We start from the raw sequence: 23,491 nt of genomic DNA on the forward strand, positions 1-23,491 counted from the left end.
GGTACGTCCCTAGTGCGGCAGCAGCTCGCCGGCGCGCACCTTTACCTCGAGCCGGTTGCCCGGCACCGGGGCGGGGCACACCGCATGGGGCGAGAATGCCATGGGGTAGTTCAGCGTGCGGTTGAAATCGATGGTCACCGATCCGTCCGCAGAGGGTGCCGGGACCGTGACAAAACGCCAGGCCGCTGTCTGCTCCCCGTTGGTGGCATCCCTGAAGTCCAAGGTCAGTGACCCATTCGCGTTCTGGGACGCGGCCAGCACGGCGCGCTTCCCGGCCAGCTCGAATTCGACCTCGCCTACCAGCTCGGTCTTGAGCCTGGTGTCGGGGCGGAAGCTGTCGATCGGCACCACCTTCGGGGCATGGAAGGCGGTGTAGCGCCCGGGGACGATCAAGGTCGGGTCGTAGTCGAAGACAGGAACGCCGGTGAAGGCCTTGAGTCGTGGATGTGTGCGCTCGCGCGTGCGGATCATGTACCGCCCGCCGCGCACGCCCAACTCGACGAGAGTGTCGCCGTGGCGGATGAAATGCATGGATTCGTCCTCGTGCATGGATTGCACCAGTGTCCCGTAAACCGGGTCGCCGTCCGGGGTCGTGACGGAATCCGCTGGGTCGAAGGTGGCGGTCGCCGCCGTGGCATTGGCGCTCCATCGGCCGGGAACCAGCTTCAGCGGCCCGGGGTCCTCCGGCAGCCACTGGTAGCTGCTCAGCGATAGCCACCCGAACGGGACGGCCAGGCCTTCGTCGCGCATACGGCGCCACTGGGTGAATTCTGTGGGTGCACTCATGGAATACAGTGTGCCACTTCTGCGCTCGGCCGGCCCGGTGCTTGCCGGGGCGCTGCGACAGCGTGCGCATGCACACGCACTAGGCTTGTTTCCATGCCTTCCTATCGCGCCCAACTGAACATCACAGGGCTTCGGCCCGGGCATGCCCCCGAAGCAGTCATGGACACCGCCGTGGCCTCGCTGGCCGTCGGCCACCACGTGGATGCGAACCAGCTCGATGTCGTGGCAGGCGTTCCGCGGATCACCGTGCGCTACACGGTGGAGGAGGACGGGAACCCGGATGTGCGCGCCATTGCCTCGGCCGCTGCAATGCGCGCGGCGGTGGAAAACGTGGCGCTGAGCGAAAAGCTGGTGGTGCTGCGCCGCACCCGCGGACGCTGGATCACGCTGCGGCGTTAGGACAACGGCAGGAAACGGCGGCCTAGGAAAAGTCCGTCGGCTTGCCGAGGGCGGCGCGGTGCTCGGCGTGGTGGATCTGGTAGCGCCGGTTCTCGGTTGCCAGCAGCACCACGAAGCCTGCCATGCCCGCGAGGATGGCAATCCAAATGGAGTTGTTGGTTCCGAGTACCCGCGGCACGAGCAGCCAGAACATGCCCCAGCCAAAGCCGATTGCCAGGATGATGCGGCCGCGTTCGGTCATGGAGAGAGTCGCGGCGCCGTAGCCCAGGGCAGGCACCAGGACCGTGGCGAACCAGAGGCCCGCTCCACCCGCGCCCCAGGACTGCAGCATGTTGGCCAACGTGGACGCGAGCATGACCAGGCTGAAACCGGCCATCAGGCTGATGGGGGCATCGGTGAGCATGCGTTCGCGCCGGGTGCGGGCCGTTTGGAGGTTCAGCTCGCGCACGGCGGTGTAGATGAACCAGCAGCTGGCCGCGGCAAAAGCGAAGGCGGGGAACTGCCAGTTGTTAAGCGCGCTGAGCATCCACAGCGCATTGCCCGCGCAGGCAATCGCAAACCGATTGCCGACCGCGCGTTGGCGCACAGCAGAGCGCTGCGAAGGCGCCCACGAGTAGGCGGCACCCAGCACCGCCCAGATGAAGATGACCGGCCAGATCAGGTGCGCCGAGGGGGCCAGGGAAAGCAGGGAGTAGTTGGAACCCAGCGACTCGACCTTGCCGGAGGACAACGTTTCCAGGCTGGCCAGCGACACGGCCGCCGCCGCCAGGGCGGCGCCGCTGCCGAGGATCCGGCGGCGCAGGTCCGCAGGTTCCTCCGTCGGGTTTGGGCCAGACTCGGGCAGGACATAGGGGGCCTCGTAGACCGGTTCGGCCATTGCCTGTTGGTGGTCTATTGCCGCCTTGGCGCTGGCGACCAAGGCAGCCAGCTGCTCCGGATCCATCGGGGGAGCCGGGGTGGAGGCGACCGGGGTCCCGGAGCCGGCAGCCACAACAGCTTCACCGGGCGCGTCTTGCTCCTCTGGATCCCAATCGTCGGCGCGACCTGAGACCAGGTTCCCGGCATGCAATTCGGGCTCGTCGTACATGGGGGATTCGTCCGGGGCCGGGATTTCAGCGGGGTCCGGGGCCAAGGCGCGCAGTCGCTCCTCTTCGGCGGCCCTCGCGCGGAGCTCGGCCTGCGCCAGGGCGGCCAATCGCGCCTCGTCGGCCTGCGCCAGGGCGGCCAATCGCGCCTCGTCGGCCTGCCGGGCTGCGGCATCCAGCTTGGTCTGGTGGGCAAGGCGCACGGCATCGCGCTTGGCGGCTTCCGCCTTCGCCTCGGCCCGGGCGACCTCGAGAAGGCGCTCTTGTTCCTTGAGTTCGGCGACCTTGGCCCGCTCGATGCGCAACCGGTGCCAGCGCCTCTTAAAGGTGGCGGGAGCGGCGTAGATCCTGTCGCCCAGACGCTCCAAATTGGGCTCGGGCAGGGAATCGAGCCAGTTGTTGAGTCCGGTGAAACCGCCGGACACCGCCTTGGAGCCTGTGCCCGTCGCATTCTGGTCCGCGGACAATTTCTTGTCCGTCAGGTGGCGCAGCGGGGAATCGCCGGGTGCCGTGCCCGTGGGGCTCTTGAGCACTTCTTCCACATTGTCGGGTTCGGGGACGGAGTGGTGCGGCACGGGATGGGCAATGCGTTCCGAGAGCTGTTCCTTGGCCTCGAGGGGTGCAGCGGGTCCGGTTTCCCCGGCGGCCCGGACCATGTCCGTGGGACCGGGCGGAGAGGATGCGGCGTTGTCCTTGGTGGGGGTTTTGGGGGTTTGGGTTGCGACATCCGGAATGGCTTCTGCAGCCTTGGGCGCCTTTGTCGGCTGCGCCTTGTCGGTGGACGGTGCGGGTGCCGGTTTTTGCGATTCGTTTGACGCGGCGGAGGTTTTGGTATCGGAATTGTTCACATTCAGCTCCTTCATCGCCGCGATGCACTTGGCGCACCGGCTCATCGGATGGCTACCAGCGTACCGAACAACCCGGAGGGGATGCCCGATTCCCACGCCAGAAGGCCCGACCCGGGCAGGTGAGCTGCGCCATGGAAGCGGGCGGCGCCGCGGCGGTTGCCCCTGTCGGGGCTGTTCAGGCGGGGGATTCGGAGAGTTCCAGCCCCGAGGAATAGCTCACCGGTTTCCCGGAGAGCGGATCGATGAAGGAAATGCTGCGGGCCAGCAGCTGCAGCGGGCGCGCGTAGTCATCTGCCGCCAAATCCAGCAGCGTTGGGTAGAACGGGTCATTTAGGATCCCGAGGCCCAGGGCCGCCAGGTGCACGCGAAGCTGGTGGGTCTTGCCCGAGTGCGGGCTCAGCCTGAATTTGGCCACCGGCACCCCGGTAAAGTGCCCGGCCGAGGGGCCGGTGCCCAGCAGCTCAATGAGGGATTCCGCGTTCGGTTCCCCCTCCTCGACCAAGGAGCGCAGCTGCCCCTTGATCTTGCTCATCCTGTTTCGGTACACCAGCGGCTCCCGGTGCAGCGCATCGAGACGAACGCGCAGTTCGGCGTCCGTGAGCAGGTGGTTTCCCGGTCCGGCCGCGCCGTCGACCGCGTTTCCGCTGCGTTCCTCGGCGCTTCCGCCGAGCCCGCCGGTCCCCAGGACCTCACCTGCAGGCCGCCCGGCCACCGAATCGAGCGCAGAAACGGCCTCATAGGTCTTGGAGATCTCGCGGCGCTCAAAGAGGGTCTGGTAGGCGCCGCGGGTCTCGGGGTTGGTGGAAAAGAGCAGGATCCCGGCCGTGGCCCGGTCCAGTCGGTGCATGGGGATCAGCTCCGGGTTGCCCACCCGGTTGCGCAGCCGCACCAGCGCGGACTCCTGGATGAAGCGGCCACCGGGGGTGGTCGGCAGGAAATGCGGCTTGTCGATGACCAACAGGTTTTCGTCGTGGTGCAGGATCGCCTCGGTGAAGGGGATCGGTTCCTCGACCGGCAGGTTCCGGTAGTACCAAATGAATTCGTGGGCGCCCAGCGGCGTGTGCTCATCCAGTGGATTCCCGTCGATGCCCACCACCTCGCCTTGCGCGAAGCGGCGGGTGATTCCCGTCGCGTCGACGTGCCCGAAGCGGTGCAGCATGTACTGACACACCGTTGCCCATTGGCCCCCGGAGGGCACGCGCAGACGGGTTGCATTGACGCCGTTGCGCACGGGAAGGGGAGAGGGCATGGCCATGCACACCAGTCTGTCATGTGCGCCCGCACCCAACGGACGGCTTCCGCGGCGACGAGGCGCAGCACCCGGCAAGGCCCGGACGCCGCGGGAGCGCGGAGGGATGGCTCCGTTAGCGGGCGCCTTCCCCGCTGGGCACATACGAACCCTGGCACGAGGCGCAGAAATACACGTCACGTTCCGCGCTGCGCGTGGATTCGGCCAACGACTCCTTTTGCAGGGTGCCCCCGCAACGCAGGCACGCCTGGCCGGCGCGGCCATAGACCCAGTACGGGTTCATCCCGTCGGAGCCGGTGGTCACCCGCCGGGCGCGGTCCTTGTTGGCATGCAGCAAGCGGTGGGCAATATCCACCAGGTGGCCCAGGTCCTCGACCTCGCCCACCGGGGTGCGCGGATGCACCCGGGTGACAAAGAGCAGCTCGGAGCGATACACGTTGCCCAGCCCGCAAATCAGCCGCTGGTCAAGCAACGCCAGGCCAATGGGTCTGGACGGGTCGCCAAGCAGGCGGCGCACGGCCTCCTCCGGATCCCAGGAATGCCCCAGCGGGTCGGGGCCCAGGTGGCCAATGACCTCCACCTCGTCGGTGGTCCGCAGCACGTGCAGGAACCCGAGCTCGAAGCCCACGGCCGTGAAGGCGGTGTTGCCCAGCACCGCGCGTGCCTTGAATGCCGGGGAACGCCAACGCTCGCCGGTCGCATAGACGTCCCAATGCCCCTCCATGAGCAGGTGGGAGTGGATGCTCAGTGCCGGGGCGGAAACCTTGGTCGGCGGGCGGGTGCGGATGAGCAGGTGCTTCCCGCGCGAAACCACCGACTCGACCATCCAATCCACCAACGACAAAGTTGCGTGGGCGGGCACCCGGAAATCACTCAGGCTCAAGGCCCTGCCCCCCAGCGCGGCCTCCAATCGACGGGCCGTGCGAAAAACTGTGTCCCCTTCGGGCATCGCTAAAACCACCTATCCTGCTAGAAGGATGCACTCGCCCTCAAGTTATCAAGTGACCCTGATCACCCAGCCTAGCCGGTGTCGGTGAACGACGGGTGGAAACGGCGCAAATACCTAGGCCCTAAAACGCAGTCCACTAGGACTCGAATAGAACCCGGCGCGCCGCAGGGCCGCGCCCACGGGCGTTTCGGCGATGGGCCGGCCGTTGATTTTCTCGATTCCCAGCTTGGCGATGGCGGCGCGGCGCAGCACCGCCACCAGCTCGGTCGCGATGGCATCGAGCACCGCGGGATCGACGTCGGGGGATTCCGCGTCCGCGGACAGGGCACCGAAGCCCAGCACGGTCTTGCCGCCGCGCTCCACATACAGGGCAAGCCGGCCGTCCAGCAGCACCACCAGAGCTCCCGCCTTGCGCCCGGGGCGGTGCCCGCCGGAGGCCTCGGGCCAGCCCAGCGCCGCCCCGTAGGGGTTGGCCGGGTCGGTTGCAGCCAGGGCCAGCGCGACCGGCGGGGCCCCGTGCCCGGGTTCGCGCACCAGGGCACGCAGCCGGTCGATGGTCGCGGAGGTGGAGAACTGGGCGGCCCCGAGCCGCTCCACGAAGTAGCCGCGTCGGGTGTGCCCTGCCTCCTCGAGCCGGCCGAGCACCCGGTAGAGCTGCCCGAAGCCGCCGGGCACCGATTCGGCCGCAACCGAGCCGCGGGTCACCACCCCGTAGCGCTCCAGCAGGAACTCGGCGGCGGCGTGGGCGCGGATGGTGGTGTCCTGCTCCGGCGCCGGCAGGGCCGCCCAGCGGCCGGAGGCCGAATCGGGGAGCTGGCGGCGGCCCGAGAGATCGATGGCGGCATCCTGGCGGGAGGCACGCAGCATCGCCATGCGCCCCAGCCGGGCGGTCCTCGCCCGCGGGGCCAGGGCCGGCACCCGGTGCGCGACCTTGCCCCCGGAGAGCAGCTGGCGGATCGGGGCCAGGGTGTCGGGTGAGACCGCCGAGGCCCAAAACAGCTCCCACAGCGCCTCGAGCACCTCGGCGGACCGAGGCTCGATGCCGGGTGCTGCGTGTGGCACGTCGCTTGGATCGGGAGTGTTGGCCAGCAATTGGGCCAGCTGCGGGACGAAGTAGGCGCCGGAGGAGCCCAGCACCGCCAGCAGCCGGGTAGCCAGCGGGCCCAGGGTCGCGGTGTCGGGCAGGGGCAGGCTCAGCGGCGCGTTCTCGGCCGTGTGCAGGGCGATCCAGCCGTCGGTTCCGGCCAGCGCCCCGGCGCCGGAGACCAGCACCTCCCCGGCGCTCATGAGCTCGTCGAGCATCCATGGCTGGTAGTCCCGCACGCGGGCAGGCAGCACGTGGGATTCCAGGGCGGAGGCGGGAACCGGCACGCCCGCAAGCTGCTCGATGACAGCCAGCACCCCGTCGATCCCGCGCAGCCCGGCCCCGATTCCCTGCCAGCCCGGCAGGAACCTGGCGAAGGTCTCCTGGTCCACGGGCTCGACCTCCGCGCGCAGCGCCGCCAGCGAGCGGGTGCGGATCATCCGCAGCACCCCGGCGTCGCAATACTCGGTGGCGCTGCCGCCGGCCACCGGGGCGTCGAGGAGCATTTCGGCGGGCCGGAACGCCCCGACCATCACCCGGGAATCGGCAACCAGCCGCTCGAGGACGGAAAGAACCACCGCGACGCCCAGGCCCAGTGCGGCGGCGACGTCCGATGCGGTGAAGGGCCCGTGGGTGCGGGCAAAGCGGGACACCAGGTCGCCCACCGGGTCGGCCACCGGTTCGATGAAGGCCAGTGGCACCCCGTGCGGAAGCGGGACGCCGAGCCCGTCGCGCAGCCGCGGGGCATCCTCGATCGCCGCGAACAATTCCCTGCCGCCCAGGCGTACCGCAAGGGCACGGTTGGAGCGCACGAGCGCCGCCAGGTGCCCGGCAGCGGCTTCCACTCCATCGGTGTCGCTCGCCGCTTCCTCTTCGGGGCGCAGCCTGGCCGCCACCGCCGCCGCGTCCAGCGGGCCGAGCATCCGCAGCAAATCAGCTGTGCCCTCGATCCCGGCCAGCTTGCGGTTCCCGGACACACGTTGCAGTTCGTCCTGCGTGCGCGCAATGACCTTGGCGTCGAGCAGCTCGCGCAGCTCGGTGCGGCCCAGCAGCTCGCCCAGCAGCGCCGGGTCCAGCGACAGCGCCGCGGCACGGCGCTCGGCCAGCGGCGAATCGCCCTCGTAAAGGAATTGGGCCACATAGCCAAAGAGCAGCGACTGGGCGAAGGGGGAGGGCAAACGGGTCTGCACCTCGCGCACCGCGATGCCGCGCGACCCCACCGCCGCGAGCAGGTTCTTCAGCGCGGGCAGGTCATAGACGTCGTTGAGGCACTCGCGGACGGTTTCCAGGATGATCGGGAAGTCGGGGTACTTGCGGGCCACGTCCAGCAGCTGCGCGCTGCGCTGGCGCTGCTGCCACAGCGGGGTGCGCTTGGCTGGGTTGGTCCGCGGCAACAGCAGCGCCCGGGCCGCGCACTCGCGGAAGCGGGAGGCGAAAAGCGCCGAATTGCCCACCTGGGCCGTGACCAGATCCTCGATTTCCTCCGGTTCAAAGGCAAAGAGCTCGGCCCCCGGAGGTTCGTCGTCCATGGCCGGGACGCGCAGCACGATCCCGTCGTCCGCTGCCATGGCGGATCCGTCCAGGCCGAAGCGTTCGTGCAGCCGCGCCCCCACGGCCAGGGCCCACGGTGCGTGGACCGGAAGCCCGAAGGGCGAGTGCAGGATGACCCGCCAGTCCCCGAGCTCGTCCACGAAGCGTTCGACCACCAGTGTCTTGTCGCTGGGCACCACGGAGGTCGCCTGCTGCTGGGCACCCAGGTAGTTCAGCAGGTTGCCCGCGGCGAAGGCGTCCAGGCCGATGGCGTCCAACTCGCCGCGGGCAGCAGCCTCGGTGGAATTGGCCAGCCGCGCGGTGAACCCACCCAGCGCCGCCCCGAGTTCGACCGGCCGGCCCTGGGTGTCGCCCTTCCAGAACGGCAGCTTCCCGGGCTGCCCGAACGCGGGGGAGACCAGCACCCGGTCGTGGGTGATGTCCTCGATCTTCCAACTGGTGGCCCCGAGGGCGAAGACGTCCCCGACCCGGGACTCATAGACCATTTCCTCGTCGAGCTCGCCCACCCGGCGACCGCCCTTGGCCCCCGAGTTGTCCTCGGAACCGATGAGGTAGACGCCGAAGAGCCCGCGGTCCGGGATGGTGCCGCCGCTGATGACCGCCAGGCGCTGGGCGCCGGGCCTGCCCGTGAGCACCCCGGCGTCCCGGTCCCAGACGATGCGCGGGCGCAGCTGCGCGAACTCGTCCGAGGGGTACTTGCCCGCCAGCATTTCCAGGGTCGCGGTGAACGCGGAGCGCGGCAGCGAGGCATAGGGGGCCGAGCGGCGGACCGTCTCGAACCACGCCTCCACTCCCAGGTCCTCCAACGCGCAGGCAGCCAGGGTCTGTTGCGCGAGCACGTCCAGCGGGTTCGCGGGGATGTGCAGCTTCTCGATCTTCCCCTCGCGCATCCGCGAGACGGTCAGGGCGGTGGCCAGCAAATCCGCGCGGTGCTTGGGGAAGAAGGTGCCGGTGGAGGTCTCGCCGACCTGGTGTCCGGCGCGGCCCACGCGCTGCAGGCCCGAGGCCACCGAGGGCGGGGACTCGACCTGGATGACCAGGTCCACCAGGCCCATGTCGATGCCCAGTTCCAGGGAGCTGGTGGCGACCACGGCGCGCAGCACCCCGGTCTTCAGGTCGTCCTCGATGTTTGCCCGGGTCTCCTTGGACACCGAGCCGTGGTGCGCGCGGGCCAGCGGCGCCACCGCCCCGGCCTCGGTTGCCGGTGTGCTCGTGGCGGTGGTGCCCGCCTGGGCCATCATGGCCGCGGGCATCCCGGTGCCCGGCTGCACCCGCACCGCGGGGGTGCCCGCCGTCATCTCGGCGCCGGTGGATCCGATCCCGTTCGGGGCGAAGCCCGGAGCCGCGTCGGTTCCCGTGGTGCGGGCTTCGTGGATTTCGTTCAGCCGGCCGGTCAACCGCTCGGCCAGCCGGCGCGAATTGGCAAAGACGATGGTGGAGCGGTTCGCCTCGATCAGATCGACGATCTGTTCCTCGACGTGCGGCCAGATGCTCGCCTGCGGGGCCAACCCGGACCCGGGACCCAGGTCGTGGGCTGCCGCGGCGGCGGGCAGGTCGGTCATATCCTCGACCGGCACCCGCACACTGAGTTCCCAGGTCTTGGTGATCGGCGGGGCGATGATGCTCACCGGGGCGGTGCCGCCGAGGAAGCGGGCGACCTCGTCGCGCGGCTCGACGGTCGCCGAGAGCCCGATGCGCTGGGCAGCGGACGGCAGCAGGGCATCGAGGCGTTCCAGGGACAGCGCCAGGTGGGCGCCGCGCTTGGTGCCCGCCACCGCATGCACCTCATCGATGATCACGGTGTGCACGCCGGCCAGTGACTCGCGGGCCCTGGAGGTGAGCATCAGGTAGAGCGACTCGGGGGTGGTGATGAGGATGTCCGGAGGGTTGGTCACCAGCTTGCGGCGTTCGTTGGCCGGGGTGTCGCCGGAGCGCACGCCGACGGACACCTGCGGCACCGCGAGTCCCAGGTGCGCGGCGGTGGCCTTGATACCGACGAGCGGGGCGCGCAGGTTGCGTTCCACGTCCACGCCCAGGGCCTTCAGCGGGGAAATGTAGAGCACCTTGGTGCCGCCGGACTTGGCGGCGGTTTTTGTGGCGGTCTTTGTGGCCTGCGTTCCGAGGGAGACCCCGGTTTCCAGGCCAGGGAGTGCGGGGGACAGGATCTCGGTGGCCGTGCGGGCAAAGGAATCCAGTGCCCACAGGAACGCGGACAACGTCTTGCCGGAGCCGGTGGGTGCAACGACCAGGGCGTGCTGTCCGGTGGAAATTGCGTCCCACGCACCTATCTGGGCGGGCGTCGGCGCGGCAAAGGCTCCCTCGAACCAGGCACGCGTCGCGGGGGTGAACCGCTCAAGGACGTGCGCCGCCTCAACATTCTTAGCCATCGACCCCAGCCTAAACGCTCGACGCGTCAATTAGGCGCCGGTGTACCGCCCAAGAGCCGGGCTAAACATGGTGGTACTTGCCGCCCGAGGCGATTTCCTGGGCGCGGTAGAGCTGCTCGGTGAGGATCAGCCGCACCAGCTGGTGCGGGAAGACCAGCTTGGACAGGCTCCAGGTGAAGTCGGCGCGCGCATGGACCGAAGCATCGACGCCGTAGGCACCGCCGATCACCACGGTGATGTTCCGCGAGGTGTCAAAGGGGCGCTGCAGCGTCTTGGCCAGGGCGGGGGAATCGATGTTCTTGCCGCGCTCGTCGAGCAGCACCAGGAAGTCCCGGGTATCGACCTTGGCCAGGATCCGCTCGGATTCCTCGGTGCGGGCCGAATCCCCCTCGCGTGCCGAATGGGGGAGCAGCTGCCACTTGATGTCGAAGGGCTTCTTCATGCGCTTTTCGTAGCGTTCGATGCCCTCGCTCACCCAGGATTCATGTTTCTTGCCGACGGCCAGCACGCGAATTGTCATGCCTCCATCTTCCCGCATCGGAGGGCCGCGCTCCGGCACACGGCAAAGGCACAGTCTGCATCAAGCTTGCCCATGGCGGGAACGTTAGGCTGAGATCCATGACTTCACCGCGCCGGCCAGGGAAGAACCGCCAACGTTCCGGGTCGATCCTGGTCTTTGCCCTTGCCATCTTGCTGGGTCTTTTTGCCCTGGCACGCCGCATCTGGGTTTCGGCGCGCGCCGGCGGGGTACCCAATGCCTGGGACATCCCAGTCCTTGACTGGACGACGGTGCACCGGAGCGAGCCGGCGACCTTCCTCGCCTGGTTCTTCACCATTGTGGGCGACACCCTGGGCATGGCCATCGTGGCGTTATGCGTCATTGGCCTGTTCTCCTGGCGCACCCGAAGCCTGTGGCCCGGCGCGCTCATTGCGGTGACGGCCGCAGGCTCCGTGGTCCTGACAGTGGTCCTGAAGCACACCCTGGGCAGGGCCCGGCCGCCGCTGGACGACGCGCTGTTTCCCGTGCCGGAGTCTTATTCGTTCCCGAGCGGGCATTCACTGAATTCCATCGCGATCCTGGGCATCATCGGCTACCTGTCGGTCCTGATCCTGCGCAGCCGGTTGGCGCGGATCCTGGTCCTGTGCACGCTGGGGTGCTTCGTGGCGGGTGTCGGATGGAGCCGGATCTACCTGGGGCACCACTGGCTGACCGATGTCATGGGAGGGCTGCTCATCGGCGGAAGCTGGGTCGTCGTGGTCATCGTGCTGCACCACTTCGTGCTGCTGCGCAACCAACGCACCGTGCGCTGGCTTCAGCTCTGAATCTTCCCGGTGTTGCCCGGTGGAAGCAGGGAAGCCGCGCACCATTCTTCCCTCGAACCAACGCCGCATTCAGGCGTAGGCTTAAACGCATGAGGGTGATCGTTCTCGGTGGCAGTGGAAACATGGGCAAGCGGGTCGTCGGGCTGCTGCGGGAAGCCGGCCACGAGGTGGTGGTGGCGAGCCGGACCTCGGGCGTTGACGCCTACACGGGCTTTGGCTTGGCTGTGGCGCTGCAAGGCGCCGACACCGTGGTGGACTGCCTGAATATGATGTCCGTCAACGCGAGCGCCTGCATCGACTTCCATGACACCACGGCCAAGAACATCATCCGCACCGCGGAGCAGGAAAACGTCAAGCATCTGGTGTGCGTCTCGATCATCAATGCCCGCAAACCGGAAATCAACCGGCGCATGGGCTACTACCGAGGCAAGGCCGCGCAGGAGGCCCGCTACCAAAACTCGAAGATCCCCACGACCATCGTGCGGTCCACCCAGTGGTTCGAACTCGCCGAAACCTTGGTGGAGCAAATGAAGTTCGGGCCGGTGGCGGTGGTGCCCCATATGCATAGCCAGCCGGTGGCTGCCGATGCGGTGGCGCGATTGGTCGTCTCCACTGTCGAGTCGGGGAAGAATGCTCCGGCGGGGGTTGATCTCGCCGGTCCCGAACCCCGCAACATGGCCCACTTGGCGCGCCTGGTCTCCAGGAACAACGCCGCCTCGCGCAATGGCGGCCCCCACGCCCGCGTCATTGGTGTTCCGGTGCCGGGAATGAAGGCGTTGAACGGCGGGCTGCTCCCCTCCAATTCCGTCCTGACGGACCCCACGACCTTTGAGCAATGGCTGGCCAACGGCCGGAGGGCCTGAGTAGCCTTCGGGTCCAGCGAACACGACCCCATGAATCCGGCCCATGCCGCCGTTGCCACCCGTCCCGGCTACGCCAGCCGCAGGGGCCGAACGCCGAGCTCGACGCTGATTTCCTGTCCCCACGAGGCGGTGAGGCGGTCCTGCTCCATGCCGTCGCCAAACACCACCAATTGGTCCGACGCCACGGTGAGGCACAGCGGCTCGCCCGCCTCCAGCATGCCTTCGGTCAGGGACGTGCCGGTGACCGGGGAGGGCCACGCCTCGCGGACGAACCACGCCAGGGCCGGGTCCGCCGGGGCGGGCAGGGCGCGTCCCCCGCGCTCCAGGGCAAGGGAGGCGCACCATCCGGTGGCACCCGTCCCGGTGGAAACGATGAGGCCGGACGACGACTGCCGCTCGCTGAGGCCCTCCGGCGTCGTGAGTCGGTAACGGGCCGACTGGTGGGTCCGATGCCCGATGAAAATCTCGTTGAGTCCCGACAATTCCTGCCCGTCGTCGAGCCTTGCTCTCACCATGGACAGTTCCCGGCAGGGCAACGCCACCTGGCTTCCGCCGCCCGGGGCCGGGTTACCCAGCAGCCGTGCGGCATCCGCGGCGGTGTGCCGGACCAGGACGCCAGGGTTCGTTCCCGGTTCCGGGTCGATCCCGATGACGGGCTGGCCGGTGAGGTACTTGGCCACATTGGCCACGAGTCCGTCCTGGCCCACGACGGCGATGACGTCCTCGGCAGTGAACATGAACCTGTTCAGGTCATCGCGTTCCACCTCGGCGCGGCGCCAGTCGTGCGGGACCGCGGCGCGGATCGTCGCCAGGGCCACTCCGAGCAGCTCGTGGCGCGCCTGGACGGCGGCAATGGTTCGGCCGCGGACCCTGAGGAAGAATTCGGCCTGGCCGAGGGTGGCGTGCCGGTCCAGCAATTCAGCCAGCTCGGTGCGCCGATGGACGATGACGAGGCGAGGTGTTGCCATGGCCGGGCCTACTTTTCGCCGACGGCTGCGGCGCCCGGTTCCCGGATCAACCCGGCCAGTGCCCCGCTGAGCAGGTCCGGGGTGACGGTCAGGTTGCCGATGTTCGGCAGCGAGCCGGCGGCCTCGCGGACTGCCAATGCCAGCAGGGTGGCCTGGTCCATGCCCCGGTAGACCTCCATGGCGGCGGCTTCCCGTGCAGCTTCCGCCTCGCCCACCAGGCGGATCCGGTTGGCCTCGGCGATGGCGCCGATGCCCCGGCGCTCGGCTTCCGCATTGGCCTGGACCAGGCCGGCAGCGGCCTGTTCCTCGGCCTCGCGCCTGGCGTTGGCCCCCTCCTGGGCTACCAGACGTTCGCGCCTGGAGGCCAGTTCGATCTGGCTGGCCATCTCGTTCTCCGAGATCGTCCGTTCACGTTCGACCGCAACTGCCCGGCGTTCATACACGGCCCGGTCGGCCTCGGCCTGCAGTTGTTCGCGGACCGGTGTCTGAAGGGCCCGTTCGACCTCGGACTCCGGCCGGACAGCGAGGACCTGCACACCGAGGATCTCGATGCCGGTGGACGCCAGCCGGGTGTCGGTGCCGAGGGCCTCGGTGAGGAGCTGGCGCAGCTCGCTGACCCCGCGTTCCAGCGACTGGGCGAGCGTGGTGGTGGAGATGTGGTCGATCGCGTGGCTTTGGCAGAGCTGGCCGATGATGGTGGCCACCTGCTCCTTGCCGCCGGACGTTGCCGGGCCCGCCTGCTGAAGGCCGAAGTCGAGTCGGCTGGCCACGGACACCGGGTCCACGAAGCGGTAGGTGACGTTTGCCTGGATGCTGACGTCCTGGTGGTCGCGGGTGATGGCGTGGAAGAGCGTGGGCAGTTCCTGGTCGTCGACGGGAACCTCGCTCAGCACGGATGCCGCCGGCCGGAACCAAAATGCCTGGCCCACTCCCCGGTGCCTGACGGCACCCTTTTGCAGGTGGACAACGTAGCCGGTGGGGCTGCCCAGGAAGTGGCTGATCCAGAGGTAGTGCTTGATGGTGGCCATGGTGGGGTGCTCCTCAAACTGCTCAAGTTATCGTCGCCTTGACGATAACAACAGCATAGGGAGCTTCCTGAATTATTGTCAAGGTGACGATAATTATTTATGATGGGTGCATGGCCAAATCCCCTCCGGCGCCCACGCGCTTCCCGGTGACCGTGGACATCGTCGCCCTCACCGTCCGCGACGATGCCCTGAACGTCCTGCTCATTACGCGCCGCATCGAGCCGTTCCGCGGCAGACTCGCGCTGCCGGGAGGGTTCGTGCTTGCCGGAGAGAGCCTGGGGGAGGCCGCGATCCGCGAGCTGGCGGAGGAGACCGGGGTCGAGCAGGTCCCGGGGCACCTGGAGCAGCTGCAGAGCTATGGGCCCCAGGGACGCGACCCGCGCGGGGATGTGCTCACCGTGGCACACCTGCTACTGGCGCCCAATTTTCCCGTCTTGTCTGCCGGAAGCGACGCTGAAAACGCCGCCTGGTACCCGGTCGGCGACGTCCTGGACGGGGATGCGGAACTCGCCTTCGACCATGCCCGCATCCTGGTCGATGCCGTGGAGCGGGCCCGGTCAAAACTCGAGTACTCGCCGCTGGGGGCGGCGTTCTGCGGGGATGAATTCACCATCGCGCAGCTCCGCGCCGTGTATGAGGCGGTGTGGGGGACCCGCCTGGATCCCCGGAACTTCCACCGCAAGGCCACGGGAAACCCTGGTTTCCTTGAGGACACGGGACGGATGACCGTGGGCGACGCCGGCCGCCCCGCGGCGCTCTTCCGGCTCGCGGCGGAGGCCCGTCCCTCAGCGGGTGAACCGGTCCGGGCGGTGCTCAACCCGCCGCTCATGCGACCATATTCCTGACGCTGCCTCGAAACAGGCACGCCCACGCACCTGTTCCTCGAAAGCGGAAGGGCGTCCACTCCGCCATGCCAAGGGACATGGGAACAGTCTTTTGTGGTGCGTGTCGGCGGTGAAGTCGACCAAGGTTCCGCGGGGGACACCTCGCGACCTGCGGCAGACGACGGCAAGCTTCGCCGGAGTGCGCGGCAATGCCCCGGGGTATCCATGCAGAGCTGTAACGTCAACACGGCAATCGCCGCGAGTCGTCTGCCGCACTAGTTCAAGGCGAGTGGTTTTTACCGGACGCCAGCTCCTCCCCAAGATTCCTTGTCGATCTGTCGTCCCCTTCGGGACGCAAAGGGACATTAGAGGCGACTTGGCTTGACTGCCTTGGCTGATATCGAGCCCACGAATCGGGTTGAGGCAAAATGACTCACGCTCATCGCGACCATTCCGCTTCATTCTCGCCGTCAATGTTTGCGCTAACCAGTCCGTTTCTTTGTTGCGATGGCAAAGCCAGTGCTACGGGGCAGACGTGGCTTCGCCCGGGAATGCGGGTCGATCTCTGGGATCTTCCCGGGGGACGACACCTTCATCTCCCGGGAGAATTTTTCCGCTTTTCCGTTCAGCCTCGTCTTCTTCATTCAACGCCACCGCGTCACCCGGGGCACACGGCGCGACAGCTCCTATGAGGTACAGGTCATCCGGTCCAAAAGTATCGAACATTGCCCGAAGTACCGGCCCACCCTCGGCGAACACCACGGGATTCTTCGATGGATTCACGATCCTCACGGTCATTCCCAACGATTCCCAGTAGTCCGCCACCAGACGTGCCATCGCTACATGATCTGACCCCTTGGGAGCTGCAAGGTCAAAATTGTAGCTCGCGCCTTCCTCGCCATTGCCGAGTCCGCACTCTCCCGCCACGGCAGCACCATTGCGGGGCCACCATCCGTTCATATGGGTCTGCACGGTGGTGGTCTTCACGAATTCGACCATTTGGTCGCGTCCTTCTCGCGGTGTCATTTCCGTCTCCTCTTTTGCGCATGAAACGCTGGTCAGCCCAGTCGCAATCAACACGGCAATCGCCGCGAGTTGCTTACTGCTCTGTCTAAAGCGAGTAGTTTCCACTAGACGCCACCTCCTCCAAGATTCTCTGCAGATCGGTCGGCCCCTTCGGGACATAGGGGGACATTTCCTCGGGTTCACCACGAATTGCTCTCGCCACATTCAATAGTGACTCAGTATTTGGGTCGAGATATCCAGCGCCGTTTTCGTCCACGCCCGTGCCATGGTCGGTGACGGGCAGCCCCGTGTCGCCGCCGGTGTCAGTGCCGAAGGCGTGGGAATCGAATTCCGGGCTGATCGGGTTTACGTGGTGGTCCCTGCTGAAGTCAGTACCAGTCCAAGCCCATTGGTCGCCTTGACCGGGCTCAACCCAAGGAATCACGTTGAGGGCGTGCCCGGAATACACGTGCGTGGCGTTTAGATCCGAGGCGGTTTGCACGCTATCGGGCAGGCCCGCGGATCCAACGGTGATGAAGTTTTCAACGTGCACGTCCGGCTGCGTGAGCGCAACCGCAGCGGTGGTCGTGCCATAGGAATGAGCCACAATGCTGAGGTCCGGCTGCGAATCACCTCGGACCGCAGCGAGTCCGCCCAAGCCCGCAGCGAGCTTATTGCCACCCCCGACCGCGTAGTTCACGTCGAAGACACCAAAATCACCGGATGGCAATGGCACGGCAGGAGTCTTGTAGCCGATCCACGCAACAACCGCACTCCCGCTTGGAAGCACGGACTGGAGGTTCTGCGAGGATCTCGCCCATCCGGTCATTTGTGTCGTGGTTGTACCCATTCCGGGAACGGCGTAAGTGACACTGGCCGCTTCATCGAGGTCGCCAATGGACACGGCGGCAAGCGGAGGCTGATCCTGTGTCATTGAGATCAAGTACCGGGGTTCTGGTGAAGGGGGTGATTTCAAGGCGTTGCGAATGTCCCGCAGTGCGTCGAGCTGAATTTGAACCTTTTCTAGCTCTTCCAGCCATCCCGCAGGCGGGCCATAAATGGATATGTTCGGTTGATCCTTGATTCCAGCTTCGAGTGCCTCGAACCTAGCGATCTCGGCCGTGAGTGCTAGCTGATTCGAGTAATCCCGCGCCCCGTATGGCATTCCTTCCAGGTTTCCAAATAATATGGGCAAGGAAGTTAGCAGCAGGCCCTGCTGCGCCGAGAACCGCGTGCTTGCTCCCTGAGGTGGGTTCAGCCCCGCCCACCATTCATTGATTTTGACCGGATCGATCAATCCCAGCTGCGATTGCAATCCGGGAGAGGCCGTCAATATCGCGGAGATGTCCTCTGCCGGCATTTTGGCCAGGGCCTTCAGCAGGGTGGCATCACTTATTGGCGACACGGCAGTGGATGCGAAGTTCAGTGCTTGGTTGGAGAGGGAGTTACTTCCGGCCGCCTCGAATGCGCTCGCGACGTTGGCAATCCATGTCGCATCCAACTCGTTTTCCGCGAGAAGCCGGTCAGCTCCGCCCACGAAAGTGGCTGTCTCGATCCTGACCCACGAACACGACCCGACAAAGCCGGCCCATGCCGCCTTCATCCGGGAGACTTCTTGGCTCATGAGTTGGTTGCTCGCGCGGGACTGGTTCACATAGGTTCGCAGGCGATCAGGGTCCGCTGAGCTCTTCCCATTGGACGAGCCGCCGTCCGACGCACGGTTCCTACTTTTTGGGCCGAAGGCCGCCGAGATTGTCGGAGGTGCTGTCAGCATCCTTTGCGGCATGGGGTCCAGCGCGACCAGATACCAGGGCACAGCCCCCGACGGAGTCGTTTCACTGAATCGTTCACGATCGGCTTCCCGCTCTTTCCATGCCGCGAGTTGTTCTTGACGGGCATTCTCCGTCTGAGCCTTTTGTTTTGCATCTTTCACCTGGTCGGCAAGGTCATCCAGCACGCCAGCCAGCTTCCCGCGATCCTCGGATTCGGTGGCGCATGCCTGGGTGAATAGACGAGCAAATGCGCCTGCGAAGCCATCGGCCGCGGTTTCGGCTGCTCCTCTCCGGAGAATTCCCTGGCTGAGCAGTTCAGACGCTGCGTGGCTAGCCGCATCGATCAATGCATCAGCGGCACCTTCATCGAACACGACCGGCATCGATCACCAACTCCTTCGTCTGTCGTTCAAGCTTGAGCGTTCCGCGGTGAAGCCGGTCAGGCTGATCCGACTTCCCGGATGCAACCGCGTCCCGAGACCTACCTGACCAATCCGACCTCTACCCTGCTGGACTCCCACAGTGGGTTCCTGGCCCTGCACAAACGCCACTTGATGTGACGATTACGTGCGACCGGTGAGAGGTGGGGCGGCATTGGCTCTCCGCATGTTTACCTCGTAATGGAATATATCACGCAAATGGAGTGAACCGCGTTGGTGGGCGCATCAGGCTTTCGTGGCCTATTGCGCCTAGGGGTGATTTCCAGCCGTGGAGGCCCCATTTTTCGGCGGGCCGATTGGATTTGCCACGCTGGGGGTCTCCGCTCCGACTTCTGCGCGGGCAAAACAAAAGGCCCCGAGCCCTCGGTTAGAGGGGATTCGGGGCCTTCTTCTGGCGGTGACGGAGGGATTTGAACCCTCGGTACGGGGTTACCGTACACAACATTTCGAGTGTTGCACCTTCGGCCGCTCGGACACGTCACCAGACCAGAACACTCTACCGGGTAAATGGCCCACAACAAAAACGAGCCACCTTTCGGGGCAGAATGTAGCCATGACGACGAAGAGCGAAACGCCGCAGATCCCTCAGGAGAAGCTGACCCCGCAGGTACTGCGAGCCTGGTCGTGGCACCGCCAGGGACTGGACGGTTCGCTGGCGGGATGCGATTCCGCGGCCGTGCTGGACCGCGTGGGCTGGGCCCGGTCGATCGGAGGCGCCAACTCCTACCTGACACTCTTTGCGCGTGCCGGCATCCGCCGCCCCGAGGCCGACGCGGCGCTCGCCGCGCAGCAGATCCATGAACTGCCCACCGCGCGGGGCTGCACCTACGTCCTGCCCGCCAAGGACTATGCCTGGGGGCTGCAAATGGGGCATGCCTCGGCGGAGGCCGCGGTGAAGGTGCTGATGCGCCTGGGCGTGGAGCGCGAAGAAGTCGAGCAGCTGGCCGAGGACGTGCTGCAGGTGATGCTCCGGGCTCGGGGCACCGCCGAACAGGCCCTGGACCCGCGCGGGCTGAAGGAGATCCTTGGCGACAAGGTCCGAAGCATGGGCGAGGAAGGCAAGAAGAAGGGCGCCAGCACCACGCTCCCCGCCGCGCTCGGGCTGCTGCAGACTGACGGGCTGATCCGCCGCGTGCCGGTGAACGGGCGGCTGGACCAGCAGCGCTACTCCTATGTGGTCTGGGAACTGCCCGCCAGCGGGGAATCCGACGAAGCGGTCAGGACGCGGATGCTCGAGCGGTTCCTGGGCTGGACGGGCGGGGCCACGCTGGGACAGATCCGCTGGTTCACCGCCTTCACCGTGGCCCAGGCCAAGAAGGCGCTTGCGGCAACCGGGGCCGTGGAAGTTCCCACCGCGGCCGGCGACGTGCTGTGGATGCTGCCGGAAGACGTGGACGAACTCGCCGGGTTCGAGGTACCGGATACTGAAGACATCCAGCTGCTGTCGGGCTCCGATTCGCTCGTGCTGCTGCGCCGGAACGCGGCCGACCTGTTCGACGACACCGGCACCCGGGCCGTGCAGGGGATGAGCGGATCGGCGTTGGCCGCCGATCTCTCGGACCACCCGATCGTGGACCGCGGGCGGATCATCGGCTTGTGGCAGTACGACCCGGACAGCGCCCGGATTGCCTGGTGGACGTTCGAGCCCGAGAGCGCCGGCGTGCTGTCGCGCATTGGGCAGATCGAGGAATGGATCACCGCGGATCTGGGGGACTTCAGGTCCTTCAGCCTGGATTCGCCGAAGTCGCGGGCGAAGAACATCGCCAGGCTCGACGCACTGCGAAAGAAATAGCCGGGGTCTGGCTTAGTCCAGGCGCCTGGCGCGGAAGAAATCGGTGAGCAGGGCGGCGCATTCGGCCTCCCGCACCCCTGGATAGACCTCGACCCAGTGGTTGAGCCGAGGCTCGCGCAGGATGTCGAACACCGAACCGACGGCACCCGCCTTCTCGTCCCAGGCGCCAAATATGACCTTGGGGATGCGCGAGAGTACGATGGCCCCGGCGCACATGGCGCACGGTTCGAGGGTGACCACAAGTGTGCAGTCCTCCAGCCTCCATCCGTCCCCGCGCCCGGCATCACGCAGGGCCTGGGCCGCGGCGCGGATGGCCACGATCTCGGCATGGGCCGTGGGGTCCCCGTGCGCCTCGCGCTCGTTGCGGCCGGTGGCCAGCACCGTCGAATCGGGGCCGATGACGACCGCGCCGATGGGAACGTCGCCGGTGGCCAAGGCCGCCTTGGCCTCGGCGAGGGCCAGGTCCATGAGGTCGCGGTGGCTGGGTTGTTCGGGAATCACCCGGCCAAGTCTAGTTCCGCTGTAGGCGCCCTCGCTGCCGTCTGCACCGGAATACGGCAACCAGCTGCCAGTAGGTGCGGCTATCCGGCGCTCGGCAGGACGATGTTGTGGTTCAGGCGAAGCCTGTTGTGAGGGTCGTAGCGGCGTTTGAGCGTCGTGAGTTTAGCGAGCTTTTCGGCCCCGTAGAGGTCGAGTAGATCGAAGCCACCGGGCACGTGTTCATCGCTGCTTGAGAAATTCACGTACTCCCCGCCGTGAGTGAAGGGTTGCATCTCATGGTGGAAGCCGCGGATGAAGGCAATGTGGTGGTCGTCGAGTTCCTTGCCGTTCCAGAATCCGTAGATGTTCAGCCAGAACGGGGAGCTTCGGTCTTCGAATGCCGTTGCTTCCGGGCGGACTCGTCCCATGGCACCGCCCATGACGTGGATGTCGAAGCCCATGCCCGGCCAGTCGAGTTGCCGCGCTCGGGCAGTGAACACATTGATGGCCTCGTCCGAGAGGTCGTCCAGTGCAGTGTTCTTCCAGTAGGCGCGCACGCCCTTGGGGAACATCTCGTCCACCACGGACTGCCAGTCGGGCCATGAAACGGGGGAGATGTCCTGTTCGTCGGTGGGCGCAGTTGCGAGGAATTCCTCCACGCAAGCGGCGCCGGCCGCATGGTCCGGATCCGCCCAGAGGAATCCGACGATGAGCACGCTGCTGTTGCCCAGCTCCCACTCGGGCGGCGGCACCATGGCCGTGACGATGACCGTCATCTGGTCCGGGAGCCTGGAGGACCAGTCACGCACGGCATGCAGGGCATGCTTCCACTGTTCGGGGCGGTAGATCAGGTTCCCGGCGTAGAGGGTTTCCGGCAGCGGGTGGGCCTTGAACGTGAACTCGGTGACGACCCCGAAGTTTCCGCCCCCGCCGGTGAGGCCCCAAAGCAGGTCGGGGTTGGTGGTGGCGTCGGTGTGGACCACCTCGCCCTCCGGGGTGACAAGGTCCGCCGCAAAGAGGTTGTCAACGGTCAGTCCGAGGGGCCGGGTGAGCCAGCCGAAGCCACCGCCGAGACACAGTCCGGCCACGCCGGTTTTCGAGACGACCCCGACGGGGACCGCCAGCCCGTGGGCGCTGGTCGCGCGGTCGAGTTCACCCAGGAGCGCCCCTCCGCCGACCCTCACCCGCTGCTCCGATGCATCCACGTGCACGGTGTTCAGGGCGCGCATGTCCAGCACCAAGCCGTGCTCGACGGTGCCGAACCCCGCCACGTTGTGCCCGCCGGATCGGATCGCCAACGGCAATCCATGCTCTCGGGCGAAGGCCAGCGCGAGAGACACGTCGGCAACGTCGACGGCACGAACCACCAACAGGGGGTGCCTGTCGATCATGGCGTTCCACACGGCCCTGGTCTCGGCGTATTCGGGGTCGGCGGCGGTGAAGAGCATTCCGTGCAGTGACGCCGACAGCGACCGCAACGCGGATGCCGGAAGCGGGTGGGTGATGTCCATGGTGCCGGCTTCGTGTTTGTCCGGGCCACAGGCCGGCCCGGTCTGTGGCCCATTCTCCTCCCGGCCCCAAGGCCGGTCAATGGCGGGAATCACCCGAAGCCGGAATGCGAAAACCGGTAAACGGGCGCATTCGGCTGGTAGATTTTGGTGCATGCGCGTACAGGTAATCGACCACCCGTTGGTGGCCCACAAGGTATCGGTCCTCCGGGACAAGAACACCCCTTCGCCGGTCTTCCGGCAGCTGACCGACGAGTTGGTGACCCTGTTGGCCTACGAAGCCACTCGCGACGTCAAGACCGTCAAGATCCAGGTCGAGACCCCGGTTGCGACGACCACCGGCATTGCCTTTGCCAAGCCGACCCCGCTGGTGGTGCCGATCCTGCGCGCCGGCCTGGGCATGCTCGAGGGCATGACCCGCCTGGTTCCGACCGCCGAGGTCGGGTTTCTGGGCATGGCCCGCAACGAGGAAACCCTCGACATCATCACCTACGCCGAACGCCTTCCCTCGGACCTGACCGGACGCCAGGTCTTCGTGCTGGACCCGATGCTGGCCACCGGCGGGACGCTGATCGAATCGATCAAGTTCCTCTTCGACCGCGGCGCCGCCGACGTCACCTGCATCTGCCTGATCGCCGCCCCCGAGGGACTTGCGCGCCTCGAGGAGGTCTACGGGGACAACGAGAAGGTCCACCTGGTCCTCGCCTCGCTGGATGAGAAGCTGGACGAAAAATCCTACATCGTTCCCGGCCTGGGCGATGCGGGCGACCGCCTCTACGGCATCGCCGGCTAGGTCAGGTTCCTCCTTGAACATCCCCATTCCTCCCGCCACCCGCACGCTGTCCTGCAGAGCGGTCCTCTTTGACATGGACGGCACGCTGGTGGACTCCACGGCAGTGGTGGAAAAGGTGTGGACCGAGTTCGCGGTCCGTTATGCGCTGGACATCGCCGAGATCCTGCGCACCTCCCACGGTGTCCAGGCGGGCGACACGTTGCGGCGCTTTGCTCCGGCCGGGGCCGACGTCGTGGCGTTGACTGAGGAACTCGGAGCCATGGAGAGGGTGCGGACTGCGGGCATCGTGGCACTCCCCGGGGCTGCTGAACTGCTCCGCGCGCTGCCTCAGGATGCGGTGGCGCTGGTGACGTCGGC

18 protein-coding genes, 1 tRNA gene and 1 pseudogene are annotated in these 23,491 nt (G+C 66.8%); 7 read left to right on the plus strand and 13 right to left on the minus strand.

Features of this window, described 5'->3' with window-relative positions:
• Positions 1-9 precede the first annotated feature (9 nt).
• Positions 10-786, minus strand: a complete 777-nt coding sequence (locus tag ACLQ7E_RS21735; RefSeq protein ID WP_411734667.1) for a DUF1684 domain-containing protein — start codon at positions 784-786, stop codon at positions 10-12.
• 93 nt (positions 787-879) lie between these two features.
• Here ACLQ7E_RS21735 and ACLQ7E_RS21740 point away from each other — a divergent pair, with 93 nt between their 5' ends.
• Complete coding sequence (locus tag ACLQ7E_RS21740; RefSeq protein WP_411734668.1) at positions 880-1,185, plus strand: hypothetical protein; 306 nt, start codon at positions 880-882, stop codon at positions 1,183-1,185.
• Between the two features lie 22 nt (positions 1,186-1,207).
• Here the strand turns inward: ACLQ7E_RS21740 and ACLQ7E_RS21745 are convergent, their stop codons facing one another.
• The 5 genes from ACLQ7E_RS21745 to rlmH all read right to left on the minus strand — a co-directional run bounded on the left by ACLQ7E_RS21745 (position 1,208) and on the right by rlmH (position 10,858).
• On the minus strand, positions 1,208-3,118 hold the full coding sequence (locus tag ACLQ7E_RS21745) for a hypothetical protein (RefSeq protein WP_411734669.1): 1,911 nt from the start codon (positions 3,116-3,118) through the stop codon (positions 1,208-1,210).
• Positions 3,119-3,293: 175 nt separating this feature from the next.
• A complete protein-coding gene (locus ACLQ7E_RS21750; RefSeq protein WP_411734685.1) occupies positions 3,294-4,367 on the minus strand; it encodes a pseudouridine synthase in 1,074 nt (357 codons plus the stop codon).
• A 115-nt stretch (positions 4,368-4,482) separates the two neighbouring features.
• The gene (locus ACLQ7E_RS21755) at positions 4,483-5,193 is read right to left on the minus strand and encodes an Fpg/Nei family DNA glycosylase (protein ID WP_411734670.1); all 711 of its coding nucleotides are present in this window, start codon (positions 5,191-5,193) and stop codon (positions 4,483-4,485) included.
• A 237-nt stretch (positions 5,194-5,430) separates the two neighbouring features.
• The gene (locus ACLQ7E_RS21760) at positions 5,431-10,338 is read right to left on the minus strand and encodes an ATP-dependent helicase (RefSeq protein WP_411734671.1); all 4,908 of its coding nucleotides are present in this window, start codon (positions 10,336-10,338) and stop codon (positions 5,431-5,433) included.
• A 61-nt stretch (positions 10,339-10,399) separates the two neighbouring features.
• The gene (rlmH, locus tag ACLQ7E_RS21765; RefSeq protein ID WP_411734672.1) at positions 10,400-10,858 is read right to left on the minus strand and encodes a 23S rRNA (pseudouridine(1915)-N(3))-methyltransferase RlmH; all 459 of its coding nucleotides are present in this window, start codon (positions 10,856-10,858) and stop codon (positions 10,400-10,402) included.
• A 98-nt stretch (positions 10,859-10,956) separates the two neighbouring features.
• Here rlmH and ACLQ7E_RS21770 point away from each other — a divergent pair, with 98 nt between their 5' ends.
• Both ACLQ7E_RS21770 and ACLQ7E_RS21775 read left to right on the plus strand, forming a co-directional pair.
• Positions 10,957-11,661 (plus strand): phosphatase PAP2 family protein, encoded by a 705-nt coding sequence (locus tag ACLQ7E_RS21770; RefSeq protein WP_411734673.1) that lies wholly within the window; start codon positions 10,957-10,959, stop codon positions 11,659-11,661.
• Between the two features lie 89 nt (positions 11,662-11,750).
• Positions 11,751-12,524: an SDR family oxidoreductase gene (locus ACLQ7E_RS21775; protein WP_411734674.1), complete on the plus strand. Its 774-nt coding sequence runs from the start codon at positions 11,751-11,753 to the stop codon at positions 12,522-12,524.
• A gap of 68 nt (positions 12,525-12,592) precedes the next feature.
• Here ACLQ7E_RS21775 and ACLQ7E_RS21780 read toward each other — a convergent pair whose 3' ends face one another.
• Together ACLQ7E_RS21780 and ACLQ7E_RS21785 are read right to left on the minus strand one after the other, a co-directional pair.
• The gene (locus ACLQ7E_RS21780; protein ID WP_411734675.1) at positions 12,593-13,492 is read right to left on the minus strand and encodes a hypothetical protein; all 900 of its coding nucleotides are present in this window, start codon (positions 13,490-13,492) and stop codon (positions 12,593-12,595) included.
• An 8-nt stretch (positions 13,493-13,500) separates the two neighbouring features.
• Positions 13,501-14,520: an SPFH domain-containing protein gene (locus ACLQ7E_RS21785; RefSeq protein ID WP_411734676.1), complete on the minus strand. Its 1,020-nt coding sequence runs from the start codon at positions 14,518-14,520 to the stop codon at positions 13,501-13,503.
• A gap of 110 nt (positions 14,521-14,630) precedes the next feature.
• Between ACLQ7E_RS21785 and ACLQ7E_RS21790 the strand changes: the two genes are divergently transcribed.
• Complete coding sequence (locus ACLQ7E_RS21790) at positions 14,631-15,365, plus strand: NUDIX hydrolase (protein ID WP_411734677.1); 735 nt, start codon at positions 14,631-14,633, stop codon at positions 15,363-15,365.
• Between the two features lie 501 nt (positions 15,366-15,866).
• On the opposite strand, the gene ACLQ7E_RS21795 is transcribed toward ACLQ7E_RS21790, so the two are convergent.
• The 3 genes from ACLQ7E_RS21795 to ACLQ7E_RS21805 form a co-directional block, all read right to left on the minus strand.
• Complete coding sequence (locus ACLQ7E_RS21795) at positions 15,867-16,475, minus strand: hypothetical protein (RefSeq protein WP_411734678.1); 609 nt, start codon at positions 16,473-16,475, stop codon at positions 15,867-15,869.
• Positions 16,456-18,504 carry an alpha/beta hydrolase gene (locus tag ACLQ7E_RS21800; protein WP_411734679.1) on the minus strand — a complete coding sequence of 683 codons (2,049 nt, stop codon included), beginning with the start codon at positions 18,502-18,504 and terminating at the stop codon, positions 16,456-16,458. The genes ACLQ7E_RS21795 and ACLQ7E_RS21800 overlap by 20 nt, the downstream gene beginning before the upstream one ends.
• A gap of 449 nt (positions 18,505-18,953) precedes the next feature.
• Positions 18,954-19,044: transfer RNA gene (locus ACLQ7E_RS21805), tRNA-Ser, on the minus strand.
• A gap of 70 nt (positions 19,045-19,114) precedes the next feature.
• Between ACLQ7E_RS21805 and ACLQ7E_RS21810 the strand changes: the two genes are divergently transcribed.
• A complete protein-coding gene (locus tag ACLQ7E_RS21810) occupies positions 19,115-20,353 on the plus strand; it encodes a DNA glycosylase AlkZ-like family protein (protein ID WP_411734680.1) in 1,239 nt (412 codons plus the stop codon).
• A 12-nt stretch (positions 20,354-20,365) separates the two neighbouring features.
• Here ACLQ7E_RS21810 and tadA read toward each other — a convergent pair whose 3' ends face one another.
• Positions 20,366-20,854, minus strand: a complete 489-nt coding sequence (gene tadA, locus ACLQ7E_RS21815) for a tRNA adenosine(34) deaminase TadA (RefSeq protein ID WP_411734681.1) — start codon at positions 20,852-20,854, stop codon at positions 20,366-20,368.
• Between the two features lie 80 nt (positions 20,855-20,934).
• Entirely contained in the window at positions 20,935-22,344 is a 1,410-nt protein-coding gene (locus ACLQ7E_RS21820) for an FAD-binding oxidoreductase (protein ID WP_411734682.1), read from the minus strand.
• 151 nt (positions 22,345-22,495) lie between these two features.
• Here ACLQ7E_RS21820 and upp point away from each other — a divergent pair, with 151 nt between their 5' ends.
• On the plus strand, positions 22,496-23,134 hold the full coding sequence (gene upp / locus ACLQ7E_RS21825) for a uracil phosphoribosyltransferase (RefSeq protein ID WP_411734683.1): 639 nt from the start codon (positions 22,496-22,498) through the stop codon (positions 23,132-23,134).
• A gap of 73 nt (positions 23,135-23,207) precedes the next feature.
• A pseudogene (locus ACLQ7E_RS21830) lies at positions 23,208-23,491 on the plus strand (HAD family hydrolase); the annotation flags it as partial.

Origin of the sequence: Paeniglutamicibacter sp., from assembly GCF_046714615.1 — a bacterium.
Taxonomy (GTDB): Bacteria; Actinomycetota; Actinomycetes; order Actinomycetales; family Micrococcaceae; genus Paeniglutamicibacter.